At 43.8% G+C, this 19,196-nt stretch carries 16 protein-coding genes; 9 read left to right on the top strand and 7 right to left on the bottom strand.

Going from position 1 to position 19,196, the window contains the following annotated elements; genetic code table 11:
- The first annotated feature begins 144 nt into the window (after positions 1-144).
- A complete protein-coding gene (locus Vt282_RS06555) occupies positions 145-1,671 on the top strand; it encodes a tetratricopeptide repeat protein (protein ID WP_232055132.1) in 1,527 nt (508 codons plus the stop codon).
- A 62-nt stretch (positions 1,672-1,733) separates the two neighbouring features.
- Positions 1,734-2,141, top strand: coding sequence for a GGDEF domain-containing protein (locus Vt282_RS20540; RefSeq protein WP_332057956.1), 408 nt, complete (start codon positions 1,734-1,736; stop codon positions 2,139-2,141).
- Here Vt282_RS20540 and queC read toward each other — a convergent pair.
- Together queC and queE are read right to left on the bottom strand one after the other, a co-directional pair.
- On the bottom strand, positions 2,101-2,787 hold the full coding sequence (gene queC, locus Vt282_RS06550; RefSeq protein WP_162062912.1) for a 7-cyano-7-deazaguanine synthase QueC: 687 nt from the start codon (positions 2,785-2,787) through the stop codon (positions 2,101-2,103). The genes Vt282_RS20540 and queC overlap by 41 nt on opposite strands.
- A 14-nt stretch (positions 2,788-2,801) precedes the next feature.
- Positions 2,802-3,482, bottom strand: coding sequence for a 7-carboxy-7-deazaguanine synthase QueE (queE, locus tag Vt282_RS06545; RefSeq protein ID WP_232055131.1), 681 nt, complete (start codon positions 3,480-3,482; stop codon positions 2,802-2,804).
- A gap of 272 nt (positions 3,483-3,754) precedes the next feature.
- On the opposite strand from queE, the gene Vt282_RS06540 reads away from it, so the two are divergent.
- On the top strand, positions 3,755-5,395 hold the full coding sequence (locus tag Vt282_RS06540; protein ID WP_162062911.1) for a methyl-accepting chemotaxis protein: 1,641 nt from the start codon (positions 3,755-3,757) through the stop codon (positions 5,393-5,395).
- Between the two features lie 51 nt (positions 5,396-5,446).
- On the opposite strand, the gene Vt282_RS06535 is transcribed toward Vt282_RS06540, so the two are convergent.
- The 3 genes from Vt282_RS06535 to Vt282_RS06525 form a co-directional block, all read right to left on the bottom strand.
- Positions 5,447-6,754: an NUDIX hydrolase gene (locus Vt282_RS06535; protein WP_162062910.1), complete on the bottom strand. Its 1,308-nt coding sequence runs from the start codon at positions 6,752-6,754 to the stop codon at positions 5,447-5,449.
- Between the two features lie 96 nt (positions 6,755-6,850).
- Positions 6,851-7,324, bottom strand: a complete 474-nt coding sequence (locus tag Vt282_RS06530) for a GNAT family N-acetyltransferase (protein ID WP_269472607.1) — start codon at positions 7,322-7,324, stop codon at positions 6,851-6,853.
- 281 nt (positions 7,325-7,605) lie between these two features.
- A complete protein-coding gene (locus Vt282_RS06525) occupies positions 7,606-10,746 on the bottom strand; it encodes an HD domain-containing phosphohydrolase (RefSeq protein WP_162062909.1) in 3,141 nt (1,046 codons plus the stop codon).
- Between the two features lie 282 nt (positions 10,747-11,028).
- On the opposite strand from Vt282_RS06525, the gene Vt282_RS06520 reads away from it, so the two are divergent.
- Genes Vt282_RS06520 through Vt282_RS06505 form a run of 4 tightly spaced genes read left to right on the top strand, consistent with a single transcriptional unit; the run spans position 11,029 to position 15,717 of the window.
- The gene (locus Vt282_RS06520; protein WP_162062908.1) at positions 11,029-12,453 is read left to right on the top strand and encodes a TolC family protein; all 1,425 of its coding nucleotides are present in this window, start codon (positions 11,029-11,031) and stop codon (positions 12,451-12,453) included.
- A 9-nt stretch (positions 12,454-12,462) separates the two neighbouring features.
- Positions 12,463-13,437 carry an HlyD family secretion protein gene (locus tag Vt282_RS06515; protein ID WP_162062907.1) on the top strand — a complete coding sequence of 325 codons (975 nt, stop codon included), beginning with the start codon at positions 12,463-12,465 and terminating at the stop codon, positions 13,435-13,437.
- A complete protein-coding gene (locus Vt282_RS06510) occupies positions 13,437-14,603 on the top strand; it encodes an ABC transporter permease (protein ID WP_415663439.1) in 1,167 nt (388 codons plus the stop codon). Before Vt282_RS06515 ends, Vt282_RS06510 begins: the two co-directional genes overlap by 1 nt.
- Positions 14,581-15,717 carry an ABC transporter permease gene (locus tag Vt282_RS06505; protein WP_162062906.1) on the top strand — a complete coding sequence of 379 codons (1,137 nt, stop codon included), beginning with the start codon at positions 14,581-14,583 and terminating at the stop codon, positions 15,715-15,717. Before Vt282_RS06510 ends, Vt282_RS06505 begins: the two co-directional genes overlap by 23 nt.
- Here the strand turns inward: Vt282_RS06505 and Vt282_RS06500 are convergent.
- Complete coding sequence (locus Vt282_RS06500; protein ID WP_162062905.1) at positions 15,708-16,091, bottom strand: AAA family ATPase; 384 nt, start codon at positions 16,089-16,091, stop codon at positions 15,708-15,710. The genes Vt282_RS06505 and Vt282_RS06500 overlap by 10 nt on opposite strands.
- A 120-nt stretch (positions 16,092-16,211) precedes the next feature.
- Between Vt282_RS06500 and metA the strand changes: the two genes are divergently transcribed.
- Complete coding sequence (metA, locus tag Vt282_RS06495; RefSeq protein WP_162062904.1) at positions 16,212-17,153, top strand: homoserine O-acetyltransferase MetA; 942 nt, start codon at positions 16,212-16,214, stop codon at positions 17,151-17,153.
- Positions 17,154-17,311: 158 nt separating this feature from the next.
- On the top strand, positions 17,312-18,028 hold the full coding sequence (gene pilW / locus Vt282_RS06490; RefSeq protein ID WP_162062903.1) for a type IV pilus biogenesis/stability protein PilW: 717 nt from the start codon (positions 17,312-17,314) through the stop codon (positions 18,026-18,028).
- Positions 18,029-18,086: 58 nt separating this feature from the next.
- Here pilW and rlmF read toward each other — a convergent pair whose 3' ends face one another.
- Entirely contained in the window at positions 18,087-19,190 is a 1,104-nt protein-coding gene (rlmF, locus tag Vt282_RS06485; protein ID WP_162062902.1) for a 23S rRNA (adenine(1618)-N(6))-methyltransferase RlmF, read from the bottom strand.
- Positions 19,191-19,196: the final 6 nt, after the last annotated feature.

Genomic DNA, 19,196 nt, shown 5'->3' with positions numbered 1-19,196 from the left:
TAGTGCATAACTCTCTCTATCGACAAAGAAAATCGAGAGTACTTTCACAATTACGCTCTTTTCGCACGACTAAATTGTTCATTTGCAACTAGTCACCATGATAAACCGCTAATTATAAAAATATTATTTGTTTTCCACGGTAGTATGAAAATCAACGTAGCCAGTTTTTTCTCCTTTAGTGCCCTGTTCGCAGCGCTAGTCACTCATGCAAACCCAGCACATTTAACCTGGGAGTCGGCCTACGCGGATGCCGTCGCGAAAAATGACAAACGTGCACTTTCCTTACTTCAAGACCGCTACGACGCATTACCTGCCGGCGTTGAAAAACTCTATATCAGTAGTAAGCTACATGGATTTATGCTGCTGCATGGGCAACCCTACTTTGGTAACAACAACGCTAACGCTATTGACGGTAAGTTCGCCACTCAAGAAAAGCTCTTTATTAATGCCCTTAACAGTGAAGAACAACTTAATTTTATCTCTGCTAGAGAGGGCTACCTGTCGCTATTAGAAGATGTTGAGTTAAGTAATTCAATCAATGGCAAGATCCTCTTTGAGTACCATCTATGTCGAGTGTTAAACCGCCAAGCTCTTTACCATCAAGCGGATATCTATTGCTCTTCACTCAATACGCATATTCAAGATGTTGACCAGCCTATATTACCCAAATACCTTGCACTTCGCGTTATCGCTAACAACCAAGAGTTTTTGGGTCACTATCCACTCGCGTTAGATACATACCAACAGCTTCTCTCCATTATTCCCGACTATGAAGATGCGTCGGGAATTTATAACGACGCAGGTTTACTACTCGCGAATTTAGGCAGCTTCACACAAGCTGAAGAGTACATAAATAAAGCCCTGAAGATTCGAGAACAGTTATCTCAACCTCTCAAGCTCGCTCAAACGCATCACAGTATGGGGAAAGTAAAACTAAAACAGTCAGAATACTCATCAGCGATTACGCATTTCAGCCAGTCAAAACATCTATCGCAACGACTAAACTACCCTTACGGCGTAACGTTTGCTGATCTAGGTTTGGGAGAAGCCTATATTGGCACCGGGAATTTTGAGGTGGGAACATCACATCTGCTTGCAGCGTTAGACAATGCTACCAAACAAGATAATGCACAAATTCGCGGTGAAATTTATCTCGCTCTCGCGCGCACCCACAAAGAGCAAAACAAGTATATTGCCGCCCATGACTTTGCTGAACATGCCCACAGCTTAGGTAAAAATGTGGCCAGCGAGAGACTCTCGGCTCAAGCACTTGCACTGCTAGCGGAGATATCTGAACATCAAAAAAACTATGACAAAGCACTCGGATACTACCGAGAGTACGCAAAATCCGAATTGCAAAAACGAGATAAAGACAACGCTAATGCATTTATCGCCCTAGAGTCGACTCGCAGAGACAATGAAAGCAAATCAAAGGTCGAGAGACTTGAACACCAGAATTCAAAACTGATTGCCGAAAATGCATTGCTAGGTAAACAGTTAATGTTGGCACTGCTCTCGGTATTTACATTGGCATTCATTGTTATTGCTTTGATGTTTTACTACAACCGTAAATACGCCCAACTCTCATGGGACGCGATTGGTAAGGCTCTAAATCGAAGCAGCTGTATTGAAAAAGTGAAAGCACAGAAAGCGCCTCACTTAGAGCACTAAAAATGTACTGATTTTATTAGGTTGGATAATTTTAAAGCGGTTAACAATAATTTGGACATCATCTGGGCGACCAGCTTTTAAGAGACGCGGTAACAAACATTGCGAAACATCTTAAGTCCGGTGATTTTATCGGTCGATTAGGTGGAGAAGAATTGCTGGTACTACTAAAAGAAGTTGATGAAATCGATGTTGAGTTCCGTGTACAACAACTTCACAGTGCCATCGCACACAGTGCTCCTCAGACAAACAACTTCCAACCTGTTTCACTGTCAGCCAGTTGTTCATATCTTGCCACGTCTAAAGCGTTAAGTGATTTTAATGAGTTGTATGCCATCTTAGATCAAGCGCTTTGCCAAATTAAGCGCAAAGGAAATAATCAGATCATAGACGCGTTTAACGCGCCTATTTACCCAACGACTGACGACTCACCTACTGAAGTTTACCCACAAGAGATGCCATCACTTCTTTAGATGCGTTCAAATACTCATTCAGCCCATTGCTGCGCAATTCGCATGATGGGCAATGGCCACAGCCATCTCCGATAATGCCATTGTAACAAGTGAGAGTTTTATTACGTACTAGGTCCAACGCGCCCAACATATCAGCAAGTGCCCAAGTTTCAGCTTTGTTTAACCACATTAACGGTGTTTTGATGGTCAACTGCTTATCCATGCCGTGAACCAATGCTGAATTCATTGCCTTCACAAATACATCACGACAATCTGGGTAACCTGAAAAATCGGTTTCACACACACCAGTGATCACAGTCTCCGCACCCACTTGATATGCGTATATGCCAGCTAACGTAAGAAAAAGGATATTGCGTCCTGGCACGAATGAATTCGGCAGGCCATTGGCTTGCAACTCATGTGATACTTCAATATCGTCACGCGTTAAAGAACTGATCGCCAACTCATTAAGTAAGCCCACATCCATCACTTTATGCGTTTTTACACCAAGTTCAGTCGCGAGACTTTTTGCTACCTCGATTTCCAATTTGTGTCTTTGACCATAATCGAAGGTGATGGCATGAACCTCATCGTAATTGTTTAGCGCTTCAACCAAGCACGTAGTGGAATCTTGACCACCACTAAAAACAACAACTGCTTTTTTCATTATCATGTTCCTATTTAAGCGATATCGAGATATTTATGAGTTTGAATCGATAAACGCCAATTACGTTTAATGCAAGTTTTAATACAAAGTTGAGTAGCTCGTGCTTTTTGGCTGATTGGCTGCAAAGAAACCACGACGTCCGACTTTGTTGTTTGTCCTGATAGAAGCGCCTCTAGTTGCTCAATATCTTTGTTCGAACCAACTGGATGCTTAATTTCATTCGCACGCTGAAGAGCACTAGGCAAGATAGGCAACTTGCCTTTCATATTGATTTTAGGTGACACCGTCACCCAAGTCGCATCTGTGACTTTGATTTCGGATGTCCCGCTAGTCTCAATTTGACACTGACACCCAATCTCTTCAAATGCTTGGGTTAACGGCAATAAATCATATTCACAAGGTTCACCGCCCGTAATCACGATATGCTTGGCACTATAACGTTCAAGATATAGAGAGACTAACTGCTGAGCTGTCACACTGCACCATGTTGGTTCATCGACCGATTTTACCAATATTTTCTCGATCGGTTGCTCATCTTCAGGATTAACGTACCAAGTTTGTTTCGTATCACACCATGCACACCCTACTGAGCACTTCTGCAAACGAATAAAAACAGATGGAACACCAGTGTACACCCCTTCACCTTGGATGGTTTCAAACATTTCATTTAACTTGTACAACTTCTCTCCCACCATACTTACTTCCTTGAAATTTATTGATTCTACTTGCGTGGATAAAACCGCCCTTCACTCCAAACTGCCTTAATCCGAAATATGTAGAATGCATCGAATAATCAGCCACTTACGCGTTAATAAATTGAGAAATTAATCAAAACTTTAACCAATGAGGTACTGTACCATGACAAAACTCAGTTCTGCTCTTGGCTGAGCTTTAAGCGTACGATTATCTCGACTTAATGATAACCCGCATTTTTATACACTAAACAGGACAAAAACAAGGACATAAAATGCTGCATTCTCTGTCAGTAAAATACAAAATCTCTCTTCCCATACTGAGCATTATTGCCGTTTTTCTCGTCACATCTATGGTCAATGTCTTTAGCTCTAGACAACAAACTCGGTTAACGGAAGAGCTAAACAACGTCATTATACCTGTGTTGTTTAACATCGAAGATGCATACCGAGACTTCTATCAAGCCACATCTGCGGTCCAAGGCATCGCGTTATCCGAGGGTCAACAAGACTCTATTGATTACAACTTATTCGAATATAAAGACAACGCGTACAAAACCATTCCTCGAATGAAAAAAGTATACACGGTTGTCGAGACAGGTGTCATGCCTGAAGAGCTAACACCAGCGATCAACCAAATGGTTGCCTCAACTGAAAAATGGCTCAACAGTTACGAAGCATTGCTTGCAGCACCTCAATCTGACTGGATCGACCTATATCAACAGCAGAAAGGTTCATATGATCAGCAGTTTGCCACAGTGCGAGACGAGCTCAATGTGGTTAAAGATGCATTAGAAGCAAAAAAAGGCACGTTACAGGAAGCGATCTCGGCAGCCTCGACCTTTGCTGAACGTTCACTACTCATCGGTATCCTTCTTGTCATAATTTTGGCCATCGGAGCCTACGGGAGCCTTATTCGCACTATCGTCAAACCGATTGAGAATATTCAAAAAGCGATGGCTGAAATTGCCTCCGGTGATGGTGACTTAAACCAAACAATTCAATCCAACTCTAGTGATGAGTTAGGTAGATTAGCGACGAGTTTTAACTTATTTGTTGGAAAAATTCGCAATACCATTTTGCAAGTGATCGCAACTAACCAAGCCGTGAAAACGGAATTGGCGGGCCTAGTCGATGCGTCTCAAGGGATCAGTGAACAAACTAACCAACAACGAATCGAAAGCGAACACGTGTCAGCTGCTATTCAAGAGATGCAAGCGACTAGCCAGAATGTAAGTGAAAACGCTCACGATGCCGCGCAAGCAAGCCAAAGTGCCGATGAGGAAGTGAAATCCAGCGCAATCGTACTCGAACAAACCGTTGCCTCGATTCGCACATTAGCTTCTGAAGTCGATCAAGCAGGTCAAGTGGTCAACCATCTGTCTGAAGATGTTAGCAACATCGCCTCGGTTTTAGATGTCATTAAAGGTATCGCAGAGCAAACTAACCTACTCGCGCTAAATGCAGCAATAGAGGCAGCACGAGCCGGTGAACAAGGCAGAGGCTTTGCCGTCGTCGCGGATGAGGTGCGTTCACTTGCGAGTCGCACGCAACAAAGTACTGGCGAAATTCAATCGATGATTGAGAAATTGCAAACTGGCGCAGAACAAGCAGTAGAAGTCATGAATCGCAGCAAAGTTAGCAGTGAAACCACCATTGAAACTGCTGGTCATGCCAATAAATCTCTACAGGTAATATTGGAAGCGATTGCGCGCATCAGTGCGATCAATACCGAAATCGCCTCAGCTGCAGGGCAACAAAACATCTCTAGCGAACAGATATCCAACAATATCCACCATATTGCGAATAACAGCAATCAAGTCGTAAGCAGCGCTGAGTTCGCCGAACAGCGTGTGAATGTGCTAAATCAACAATGTGACGAATTGGATCGTTTAGTCTCTCAATTCAAGTGTTAATTAACGCCAATAAAAAAGACCTAGCATTGCTAGGTCTTTTTTTTACACATATCACTGCTGGCTTTTAAAGCGAAGAAACACCCCGCTCGCCACAATAAGTACTGGCAATATAGCAACGTTCAAAAGCAATGAATGCAAACTGCTGGTATTGACTAAAGGTGTGACGGCGCTAAATACAGCGATCAGCAATAGCGCAATCGCTCCCCAAACGAGTGCTTGTTTATACGTTATGGACGCAGGCAACGCTCGCATCGTAACAACCAACAACATAGCGATAGCCGCGAGCATCGCGCTAATAATGGCTTCAGTGTGCCAAATTACGGCTAAAACGCCGGCTGCAACCGCCATCGTCGCCCAAATACCTTTCTCAACAAATAGTTTTCGGCTTTGTGCCCCTATCGTTTTGTCTAATCGATTGATATGCCAACCACATAACCAACCCAGCACAAGTGCAAGTAGGCTGTCGATAAGAAACGCACTTCCCGTATAGAACGCACTTACGACCAACCAGAGCAATATACACGCGCCGATAATCGCTGTCTTTGCGCGCCATGCCGATTCTATGTTTGGCAGCACAATACTCATTGCAATTGCCCAAAGTGCAATCGGTAGATTTGGCATGCCAAAGCCCGCTTGCGGCACACTTTCCATCAATGGCAGGTAAACATTGGGACGTGGTAGTTCAAAGCTAAATTGCGCGACACTCACGAGCAAATACCCAAATAACAATGTAAAGGACAACTTAACCGTAATGTCTCGACCAAATTGTGCATAACAAAGTGGCAGAAGCAGTAACCACAAACCCGAAGTGAACATCATTCCTTGGCTGAAAAACACATCGACCGCAGTTTTAGCACCTGCACTTAAACCATTCACCATCGCATGCAATTGCGCCATCCACGCCAATTCCGACTGCTGAAAACTTGGCGCTGATTCAATTAAATTATCAACAAACGCTACTGATTGGGATGTGGCATTTGGTAAGAGCGAAGATACTAATGACCAAAGATCTGGGTATCGGTAATCTTCAGCATGCAAGTCACTTGGCGTCAACAATCGTGCTTGTTCTACCTCGATGGCAAAGTGAGGAGCAAACCAAATAGGTATCTGATAACCACCAGCTGAATCTTGTTGACCAAATGCAATAATCTCCGAATCAGAAACACAATCAAAATAGATTGCTTTGTCGTTTCGATACAGCTCTTTGCCTGCGGTAACAATTAAACCCGCTTCTTCCCAAGCTTCCCTTTGTGCGGTCAACGCAGGCTCTTCGTCACCATCAATGAGTCCTCCTGGTAAAGACCATTTACCGGTTAAAATCTCTTTGACCAACACAATTTGATTGTCTGCCTTAATCACACAGACGGCACCTTTCAGTTTGCATGCGCCAATGAAGAGGCGACGCTCAGGCGATAAAACCAAACAAAATACCAATGCGTTGAATATATTTGATTGTCATTTACGAATAACTTTCCTTAGCCAATGGATATGGTGCTCAAACCCTACCTCAGCGTAAAACTTACAAGCGACGCTATTGAAGTTCCAAACTTCTACAAACACTTGCTTAACACCGTAGTCCTCAAAGCGCTGTTCAATATTTTCATACAGCATTTGCGCTACATTGTTGCGACGAAATTCAGGGATAACATAAAGCTCATCAATACTTCCCATTTGCACTGGCTGGCTGACGGTAGAAATTAACTCACAGAAATGCCCCGTAACAAAGCCAACAATGCTTTCCTGCTCAAGCGCCACTAAGACCATACATTCAGGATCATCTAAATAACGAGCGATGCTCTTTTCTTGGTCAATTTCATCGGCTGTTTTAAAGCTATCAGGCGCTTGAATATGATGTTCATGATGAAGGTCATGCATCAGATCATTCAATTGTTCAAGGTCGGCTGTTTGCGCCGCGCGAATAGAAAACACAAAATACCTCATATAAGTGGGAAAGTAACAATCAGCGCCACCAATGACCCCAGTGAAGTTGAGAAAATACTCAAATAAACTCAAAATGACACAAGTCAAGTTCGTAACTTGCGAACACTCGATTCTAGAGTGTTTATGAGAAGGAACGTAGTGTGCGTTGAACTTTATTTTGATTCAACACGTTAATGAAATCCTCAAGCGGACATCACCCTAAATATTAGATGATACCCAAGTTACTTGAGTATAAAAACAAATCAGGAGCCTTGAGCTCCTGAATATAGTTAACTTTCGCTATGTTCCGCCAAATACTGATTAACATCAACGTCATCAATTTGGCTGGCCGGTAAATATAGCCGAGCGTATTGCTCAAAACCACCGGAAGTTAAAAACAGCATAAAGAGATCGTAATCAATATGCTTATTTTTAGCCATACTATGCATGATATCGATCGCCACGCTATATGGCTTGGCTTTTTTATATGGCCTATCTGCTGCGGTTAATGCTTCAAATATGTCCGCGATAGCCAATACCCGCTCAGGAATTGATAGCTGACTGGCATCAAGTTTTCTTGGATAACCCCTGCCATCGAGCGTCTCATGATGTGTCGATGCATAGCGAGGAACTCTTGCCAATTCTGGCGGGAATGGCAACGCTTCCAGCATTTTTATCCCGTTCGTCATATGTTCATTGATTCTGAAACGGTCTTCGGTCGTAAGAGTACCGCGTGAAATCGACAAGTTATAAACTTCGCCTAAATTGGACTGATATTTCGGAATATCGATTTTAAACTGAAGTGTCGGATCAAAATCAAGCGGCCTCACTCGTTCAATAATATGCTCTGGTTTATCCGCGAGTAGCGGTTCTACCGCAGGCAAAGGCTGCTTGTTTGGCATATTGCTCAACTCTTCAAACGGAGATAGACCAAGTCGGTTATCAAAATGGCGCAACCATGTTTGCTTGCTGATTTCTTTAATCCGAGCAATCTTATCCTCACTCATAAACTCACCACCGACATTCGCCTTCGCAATGAACTCAAAATCCTTTTGCAATTGTGAATGACGACTGTGCAGCGTTTCAAACGCTTGCTCTTTAGTGACCTCTTGATTGAGTATCGCATTGAGATATTCAATTTCAGCATCACGCCAGAGCACTTCAAAACGAGTACGTATTTCATGAATTCGGTTATAGTTTGCTTCTAATTTTGTGCCTTTATCAACGATGTGTTCTGGGGTGGTGATCTTGCCACAATCATGTAGCCAAGCGGCAATCTTAAACTCACGCCTTTCATCATCATTTTTAAAGCAAAAACCTTTAAACTTACCGTGGTTTGTCTCTTCGACAATTTGCGCAAGCAATATCCCTAATTCGGGCACACGGTTACAATGCCCTGCGGTGTAAGGTGATTTATCATCGATTGCCTGGGCAATAACATAGATAAACGCATCCATAAATGCTTCACGCTCTTTATGGTAGCGCTCAATCTCTTGTCCCATCTCTAACATCGATTGAGACAGTTCATACACTTCTTTGATTCGGCTATCAATCAAACTGACTTGATCAAATTGGCGTTGCTGAATCAGTTTGGTTTCCTTTCTCAACTGCGTAATAGGAACCACAATCGGCACACCAAACAACCAGGCTAAAGGCAAAATAATCATCAATGCTATCGCGGTAATGACTGTTGAGGTGATCAATCGAGAATACACTTGCCCCATAATTACTTGCTTAGGGATCACCACCGCGAAATATTCTTTTATCTCGCCTTGCGACACCGATGTGACGTACAAATAACTCTGCCCGTCCTGAGTCTCAATCATTTTGCGACTCTGACTCGAGTCTTGAGATAACTGGAATAACTCCTTATTTGGAACCAGTCCTCCGCGAGATACTTCAGGATTAAGCCACTTTTGAGTGAGAGCCAAGTGTTGCTCTTTAGTAATCGATTGATGTGCTTGTTGGAGTATGGGTAATAACTCCTCATACTTAGGTGTCAGATATAGGTTTAGGGGTAAGTTCTCCCGTTTCGCAATAGGTTCTACGCGAACCTGATCATTTTGGGTAAGACTCGTCATTTCGTGTAATACAAAATAACCATCGATAAGGTAGTTCACGTCGCCATTGACCAACAACTGATGTGCCTTCGCAAAGTCGGCGACTACTTGAATGTTCAGGCCTGGGAATTTACCTTTCAATCGTTGTGCAAAGCCTCGTCCCTCAACCACCGCAATCTTGCTTGATTGCAATTGGGCAAGATGAGTAGGTAAGTCTTTATTTTGTAGTCCTGCAATGCCCATCGGAGATGTATAAAGTTGCATACTGGGAACTCGGCTATCAAGATCATCAACAGCCGCAACAGAATGCAGTACATCCAACTTACCTTGATTGAATTTTTCAATCAGCTGATTCGAACTAAACCCGTTAACAAACTCAAATTTCAAGCCCGTGATTTGCGACATTAGTTTAAATGTGTCAACCGCATATCCCTGTGGTTCCCCAGCATTTGAATAGTCATATGGTGCCCAGTCGTTTTGATTTGAGACGACCAGTGTTGGCGCCGACTTCACTAGTTGCGCTTGCTCGTTAGTCATCGCTATTGGGCGAGATTGTGGAATACGAATCTCAGTCCGTTGTGGCAAATTAGACGCTAATACCTCACCTCGTTGATTGAAGATAAACGCCTGTACACTGCTGTCAGATCTGACTCCTAATGCTTGCGCACTAATCTTAGAACTGACGGCAGACAAAACAATATCTACCCCAATAACAGAATTATCACTGCGCGTAGAATACGTTTGGCCGGTAATTTTCAGGTGCTTAAACAAGTAAGGTTCAGTTTTATATACTGAGTCAGCAGCTGCGGAATGATACCAAGGGCGTTGTGTTGGGAAATAATTACTACGTTCCGCTTCAATGCGTGTTCGAGTCAATTGAGAGTCGTAATACTCTGTGGTGCGTATGCGCTGAGTACCCAATCCAAATATTTTAATCACCACCCAACGATCTTTTTCATTCGCGTTTATGCGCTCACGTACAATGGGTGATGAGTTTAGATTAATGATTTGGTAAAAGTCTTCCTGATGGTTCGCGTAATAGAGGCTGTAAAATAAAGGATTATCACGCAGCACCTGAATAAAAATATCGCGAATCTCACTTTCACTAAATTGGTCTCCTGTCGCATTAGAAACACTACGCAATATTTGCGCACTGCTGGTGGCATTGGACTCAACTTGTTGGATATATTCACTGATATCGGCACTGGCCATCGTCAATTTGGTTAACGCATGCTCCTGTGCCATTTGTCGACCAAAATAGTATTGCAAGCTAATCGCAACAACGGCAGTTAACACCGTCGCGACCGTAAACATAGTCCCTACAGTGAAGCGAATAGAAAATTTTTTCCTCGATAGTGAAGACGGTTTCATCGTAATACTGCCCTCCATTGGCGATAGTACGGGAGGTTTACGTTTCAAACCTCAAACGGCGACGTCTTTATTACTTTGTTTTATCACTCTGTTTCTTTGTTTTATAACAAAATTCTCACAGCGAAATAATACTAAACCACTATTCATTTAATTGCACAAAAGTTTAATTAAAAAGCAACTTACCCCAACTTATGCATCGAAATATATCGGCGTTACATTGCAACCAATTGAACAGCAATAAATTAGAGTATATACTAAAATTATTTTATTATGAGCATCGCCATGAAACTGCGCCCTTTATCTTTACTCCTTGGTTGGATGGCTATCTCTCCAATTTGCAACGTCTCCCCTAGCTATGCTGCCGCCATCAGTTTTGATGAAGCTTGGCAGGTACTGCAACAGGAAAACAATTCGCTCGCCGCACAAAGAGCAAACGTCACTCGCTATCAATACCTGCAAGCAGGTACCGATGATCTTAACTTGCCGAAAGTCACCATTGGTGCCAATTATACTCACCTAGATAGTGATGTTACGGTATCCGGCAAGCAGCTTCTGGACAGTGCGGGCAATACCGTACCTGCCATTCCACCAGCCTTAGGTCCCGCACTTGCGCCAATCTTATCCAGTTTAGGTTCCGTTACCTCAACCATTACTGAACAAGATATTTTTACCTCCTCGATTCGAGCTATTTGGCCAATATTTACTGGTGGTCGCATCTCTGCGGCGCAAAGTGCAGCAGAAGGAAAAACTGACGAAGCGAAGAGCCAGTTAGCGATGGAGACACAAGCACGCTATGAAGATCTCAGTAAGTTTTACTTCAGCGTTGTGCTAGCAAAAGAAGTCGTACAAACAAGAAAATTGGTGGAACAAGGTTTAACAACTCACCGCGATAATGCCCTAAAACTCGAGCAACAAGGACAAATACCTCGTGTCGAGCGCTTGCAAGCTGAAGCGGCATTAGATAAAGCGATGGTCGAACGTAAAAAGGCACAAAAAAGCTTAGAGATCGCTCAAACCGCATTAAGTGAGATTCTTAATCAGACTGAAATGGTTGAACCTCGTAGCCACCTATTTACGAACTCGTCATTGCCTCCACTTGATGCGTTTGTCGAGCAAACGCTCGCCACCTACCCTGGCCTTGACCTATTAAATGCAAAAGAAAAACAGGCCTCTAGCTTAATCAAAGCCGAGAAAGGTAAATACTATCCAGAGGTCTATCTATATGGTGATTACAGCCTACATGAAGATGACTCCCTTGCGAGTCAAATGAAACCTGACTGGTTGGTTGGTGTTGGTGTGAGTGTCCCGCTCATCGATAACAGTGGTCGTAGCGAAAATGTCAAAGCAGCACAAAGTGCCGTCAACCAAATCAAATATTTGCGTGCACAAGCTCAGCAAGATCTCTCAGTACTGGTGAAAAAGACCTATTTAGAAGCTCAACAATCACATGAAGAAGTTTCGGGCCTTAATTCTAGCGTTGCCCTAGCCAAAGAAAACTTACGTCTTCGAGAAAAGGCTTTTACGCAAGGTATCTCTACCTCGACAGACGTGGTCGACGCACAGCTTTATCTTGCAAGCATTCACACTCAACAAGCCGCCGCGAGCTTTAATTACCTGATTTCTTTAGCCAAACTACTGGCATTGTCAGGGCAAATGAATGACTTTAACCAATATCAACAACAAGCCATCACTACCAGCAGTCTGTAAGGAAATTCCATGTCTAAACGTAACTATTTTATACTCTCTGCTGCAACGGTGGCTTTAGCTTCGTGGATTGGCTACAGCTTTTATACGGCCTACCAACCCCAGCCGATGAAGCTGCAAGGGCAAATTGAATCACAACAATACAGTGTCTCGTCAAAAGTCGCAGGTCGTATTGATCAAGTGCTGGTTCGCAAAGGTGATATGGTCAAGCAAGGTGAGTTAATTTTTACCATCCATAGTCCTGAGATTGAAGCCAAGCTTGAACAAGCACGAGCCGGAGAAAAAGCCGCAGGGGCACTCGCACAAGAAGCAGAGCAAGGTGCTCGCGTACAGCAAATTCAAGCCGCTAAAGATTCATGGCAAAAAGCCAAAGCTGCCGCCAATTTGATGGAAAAAACCTATCAACGCGTCAACAACCTATATAACGATGGCGTTGTCGCAGAGCAAAAACGTGACGAGGCAAAAACGCAATGGCAGGCCGCTCAATATACTGAAAGTGCGGCTTACCAGATGTACCAAATGGCAAAAGAAGGCGCACGCTCAGAAACAAAACTTGCGGCCGCTGAAAAAGCTCGCATGGCCGCAGGCGCAGTAGCAGAAGTCGAAGCGTTTGCCGCAGATACACAGGTAAAAAGCTGGTTCAATGGCGAGGTTTCTCAAGTATTACTGCAAAGTGGTGAACTTGCTCCGCAAGGCTTCCCTGTTGTCACTGTTGTGGATACAACAGATTCATGGGCAGTACTCAATGTTCGTGAAGATCTACTTAGTCACTTCAACAAAGGTTCAACCTTTAACGCTTACCTACCCGCTTTGAATCAAACCATTCAGTTTGAAGTGACTCATGTTGCTGTTATGGGTGATTTTGCGACTTGGCGCTCTACCGATGCCGCACAAGGTTTTGATTTACGTACCTTTGAAGTGGAAGCGAGACCCGTTCACCACACTGAAGAATTGCGTATGGGAATGAGTTTGGTGGTTGAGATTTAATGGCTATGTACTCGGCTTGGCGTACACAATGGCAAATTGTTAAGCATGACAAATGGTTGTTGTCTTGCTTAACCTGGATGCCCGTCGCCCTTGTTGTGATTCTTTGGGGTGTTTTCTCTCAAGGTATTGCGCGCAATATTCCAATCGCAGTGGTCGATCTTTCTCACAGTGAAATGTCACGTACTCTGACGCGCTATTACGATGCAACATCATCCATGGCGGTGGTTGCAGAAATGCAAAGTGCCTATCAAGCAGAGCAAGCCATGATTGCGGGTGATATTTTTGCTTATGCGGCCATCCCAGCCAACTTTGAACAAGACGTGATCAAAGGTCTAATGCCTCAAGTTTCGGTCTTTTACAACAGTCAAACCATATTGATTGGTAAGCTTATTAACTCGGCATTTGTACAAGCGCAAGCGACTTTTAATGCTCAAGTCGCCACGGTCGCCAACCTAAGTCATGGCAACCAAACCTTTGCCTCTGCTTTAGGGCAAGCGTTGCCCGTTCGCACCCAAATCACACCGTTGTTTAATAAAAACAGTAACTACGCGCAATTTCTCGTTTCAGCGATTGTTCCTGCTCTTTGGCAAATCGTGGTGGTAGCCTGCACCATCCTAGTTTTGGCTGCCAATTTACAACATCAGGGGCTCAAGAACTGGCTTAATCAATCTCCTGCCAAAACTCTAATCGTGACATTGTCACCCTATTTGATTGTTTTTGTCCTGCAAGGTGTCGCGTTTTTAACTTGGTTTCAATTTGGTTTGAAATGGCCGATGCATGGAAGCTTTGCGCTCATCATATTGGCCCAAATTCTTACTGCTATCGCCTGCATGGTCATGGGGACAATGTTCTATTTCCTTTCTCTCGACCCAGCACGCGCCATGAGCTTTGCCGGTGCTCTCACAGCCCCTAGCTTTGCCTTTATGGGGATTACCTTTCCAGTGTCTGATATGAACAGCTTGGCGCAATTTTGGCGAAGTTTGCTTCCTATTAGTCACTATATTGAAGTGCAAGTTGAGCAGATGAACTATGGGTTAAGTTGGATAGACTCTTTGCCATCATTACTGCCATTTATTTGGTATTTGTTACCTCTTCTCGTCACCTTGATGCTAATTAATAAACATCTCAAACAGGAGCGTGGCAATGAACCTGTTAAAACTGCTTAAATGCGAACTGAATGCGCTGCTCTCCAACCCTGTTGTGATGCTAACCGTCTTTGGTGGTGTCGTGTTTTACTCATTTCTGTATCCATTGCCGTACAGCCATCAAACGCCACGTGAACAACCCATTAGCGTGGTGAATTTAGATAAAAGCCAGACAAGCTACCAACTTGAACGTATGGTCGATGCAACGCCGCAAGTTCGAGTAGTACAAAGAGATAACTCTATCGCAGCCGCCAAACAAGCATTTCTCAATCGGGAAATTAGCGGAATTTTGGTGATACCAGAGCATTTCTACAAAGACTTATTACTCGGAAAAAGCCCAACGCTGGCCTATGCCGGTGATGCCTCATACTTTCTCGTTTACGGTACTATCGTAGAAGGTTTGGCTCAAGCTGGCGGCACGCTTGCAGCAAAAACGACCGTGAATAAATTAGTCATCGATGGCACACCAATTGAGCAAGCCGTGCACCAATACGCACCATCACAACTCAACATGAAACCCACCTTTAATGCTCGCATGGGTTATGTCGATTATGTTGTACCGGCGGTTTTTGTGTTGATTTTGCAGCAAACACTGGCGATTGCTTCTGGCGTTCTAGGGGGGACTCAAAAAGGTCAAAGAGGCTATTGGGATCAGGTATCAGTGATAAAACTGATTGGAGTGCGCTGCTTGGTACTCGTTTCAATATACTATCTATTGAGCCTTTACTACTTTGGCGCAAGTTACAGCATGCATGGCATCAGCCAACTTGCTGATCCTATTAACTTACTCACTCTATTGTTGCCATTTCTTTTATGTTCTTGTGCGATCGGAATGGTGCTTGGTGCCATTTTGCCAAGGCGAGAATTAGTCACTTTAGTTGTGTTAGTCAGCTCAATGCCGTTGGTCTTTAGTGCAGGATTTATTTGGCCGACTCAATCCATTCCACAAGCGATCGTATGGTTAGCTAACGCCTTCCCTAGTACTCCGGGGATTCAAGCATTCTTAGGTCTAAATCAAATGGGCGCTTCGTGGCAAACTATCGCCCCCCATTACACCCAACTGTGGTTGCAAACCTTGGTTTGGTTAGTGCTCGCCGCACTTACATTGAACCGAGTACAAAATTCTCAACGCTGATGCCACTTTTGCCAACGTGTGCGCATGTTATCGATCACTTGGATCGAGACACCGTGCACGTTGGTGTATTCACCCGTACATTCAATCACCTCGAAATCAGCCTTGTAACGTCTTGCCATCAGAAAATATGGCATGATTTCCCAACGGCGGACAAACGTGTTAGCAACAACCACATCTTGATGATTGCGCAATGCCTGTTCTGTTTGGTGGCGACACCAATTATGCGCTTGCTCTAAGTGGCTAGGATCAAACACATACTCACCACTTTGATTAATAAAGTACATATCAGCTTCAAAATGCTGTGCAGCCAAGGTTTTTGCGAGTGTCGATTTACCAGAACCGGGTAAACCTCGAATGAGAGTAAGTTTTGCCATTTGATAAACATGGTGCGGAAATTAGTATCAGTATACTGAAATTGTAGGTCGACAATCCAATATGATTGTTGTAAGTTTGGATGTATAGACGTCCAGATATACAGCTTTAGGGAGAAAGCCGTGCCAATTAAGATCCCAGATCAACTGCCAGCCTCAGACATTTTACGCCAAGAGAATATCTTCGTAATGTCAGAAACGCGCGCATCAACGCAGAATATTCGTCCGCTGAAAGTGCTGATCCTTAATCTTATGCCTAAAAAAATTGAGACGGAAACTCAGTTCTTGCGCTTACTATCAAACAGTCCACTGCAGGTAGATATTGAGCTGTTACGTATCGATAATCGCCCAAGCAAAAATACACCGACTCAGCATTTAGACACCTTTTATCGTCAGTTTGAAATGGTCAAACAACGTAATTTTGATGGCATGATTATCACCGGAGCCCCGCTCGGTTTAGTTCAATTTGAAGATGTTATCTACTGGGAGCATCTGCAAAACATCATGAATTGGGCGAAAGAACACGTAACCTCAACGCTATACGTATGCTGGGCAGCACAAGCTGGGTTGAAATTGCTGTACGACTTACCCAAGCGTACTCGTAAAGAAAAGCTCTCCGGGGTTTATCAACATCAAACATTGAATAACACCCACCCACTGCTGCGTGGTTTTGACGATGAATTTTTAGCGCCCCATTCTCGCTATGCTGATTTCTCTGCTCAATATCTTTCAGAACATACTGATCTCGATATTTTGGCGACATCGGATGTTGCCGGCGTTTATCTCGCCGCAACAAAAGACAAACGAAACGTATTCGTCACTGGTCACCCTGAATATGACTCGCACACTCTGCACAATGAATACATTCGCGATCTAGGTGAAGGGATGGAACCTGCGTTACCAATCAACTACTACCCTGATAACAACCCAGAGATCGCACCCAGAGCCAGTTGGCGTAGTCACGGACATTTGCTGTTCTCAAACTGGCTCAATTACTGCGTTTACCAACAAACGCCATTTGATTTGGAACACTTTAGCGAAGCGAACTTCACGAAAGACGACTAGCAATCCTTTCTCTTTGATCCAAGTGGCATCACGCTACTTGGATCCATCGCTCAATATTTTCATTGAATATGCCAATTTCCTCGCATCAATCCCACGTAACACTCTCAATTTGCACACATTCACGCCTATACTGAGCAGTCTCTCGAAGGGGAAATACAATGAAAAAAGCCATCTTAAGCATGTCAGTCGCACTTTTCATGTCAGCCTGTGTGACAGTTGAGGTGAACCAAGAACCAGAAATTAAAACGCCACCGAAAGAAAAGGCTGAAGCTCGTATCGCACTAGGTATGGGATATCTCGATCAAGGAAACATGATTAAAGCGCGCGAAAACTTGGAACTCGCATATGAACACGCACCAAAGTATTACCGTTCGCAGCTAAGCCTTGCTCACTACTATGAAAAAGTTGGTGAAGACAAGAAAGCACGTTCAATGTATGAAAAGTCGTTATCGCAAAACCCAGAAAACGGGAACGTACTCAACAACTTTGGTACATTTTTGTGCAAACAAGGTGAATACGAAAAAGCCGATAAATTCTTTAATCGCGCTATAGAACAGCCCTACTACTACCAAGTTGCTGGTAGCTATGAAAACGCCGCATTTTGCGCATTAAAATCAGGAAAACAAGAACAAGCAATGGCTTACTTTAAGCGTGCGCTTGATTATGAACCAATGCGTTTTCGTTCGAATCTCAACCTTGCCAAACTAGAGATTGAAAGCGACATGCTAATGGATGCGCGTCTTCGTTTAATGCGCTTTAGTCAAAGCTATGGTCCACGCAAAGAAGCGCTGCAACTGATGATCGAACTTGAAACCCGTGCGGGTAACCCTGAATTAGCAGAACAATACCAAGCTAAACTCGACAAGCTAAGCTAAATCATTCGCCAAGCAAATCATCGTATTAAAAGCCCGCATAATTGCAGGCTTTTGTTTATCAATGGCTTTTCAGTTTTAGCCAAGCTTGTCGCTCTGCTTTATCTTTAAAGCTCCAAGCAACAAAGCGGCTCACCTTCTGCCCTTGGCTCATTTCAACCACGGTCATCTGTTTTGCACCCGCTTTTTCTAATTGCTTGCGCAGCCAGCGGACGTTGTCTTTTTTAGAAATCAGTGTCGTGAACCAAAGCACCTGATGGGCAAAATCACGGCTTTCAAACGCCATATTTTTAACAAATGCAGCCTCACCACCCGGACACCATAACTCTGCCTTTTGACCACCAAAATTCAGCGTTGGCTTGTTGCCTTTAGCTTGCTGAACAGTGCCTTGGTTAGCTTTATGCTCAGGCTTAACGTGACCACGTTTTCCTTTATGTGCATTAAGATTGGCAAGTTTACGCTCCGTTCCCTGCTGCGCTTCAGCCAAAGAGGCATGAAACGGCGGATTACAGGTGGTCACGTCGTAGAATTCGTTAGGCTCAATAATGCCTTTAAAATAATGACGACTATCGGTTTGTAATCGACACTCGACCTTACCTTTAAGTGGCAAGTTATGGTTTGCAATCTGATTAGAGTTATCCACCGAGACACTATCTACATCGCTACCGGTATAATGCCAACCGTATTGCGTAACCCCAACAATTGGATAAATACAGTTGGCACCCACGCCAATATCCAACGCTTTAACTAAACGGTGATTCAATTGTGGCGCTTCATTGTTCAACAAATCGGCTAAGCGATGAATGTAATCTGCACGGCCAGGGATCGGCGGGCACAAATAACCGTCAGGAATATCCCATTGCGTGACACTGTAATGCTGTGCAAGCAGTGCTTTGTTCAACAGCTTCACCGCTTGAGGATCATCAAAGCGAATGGTTTGCTCACCAACAGGGTTAAGGACCACATGTTTCGCTAACTCTGGCAGCGCTTTCACCAGTTTTACAAAATCATAACGACCTTGATGCAAATTTCGTTTGTGCAAACCTGCTTTGCTCGCCACTTTTGTCACTTGCATTGTGCTAGCAACTGGCGCTGATTGGTTTTTGTGAGCGGCTTTATTGCCATTTGGCTTACGCTTTGAGCGTGGAGTTTGATTACTACTCATGGGTCG

The organism is Vibrio taketomensis (assembly GCF_009938165.1).
Classification (GTDB): domain Bacteria; phylum Pseudomonadota; class Gammaproteobacteria; order Enterobacterales; family Vibrionaceae; genus Vibrio; species Vibrio taketomensis.
This window is presented reverse-complemented; position numbering and strand designations above follow the sequence as displayed.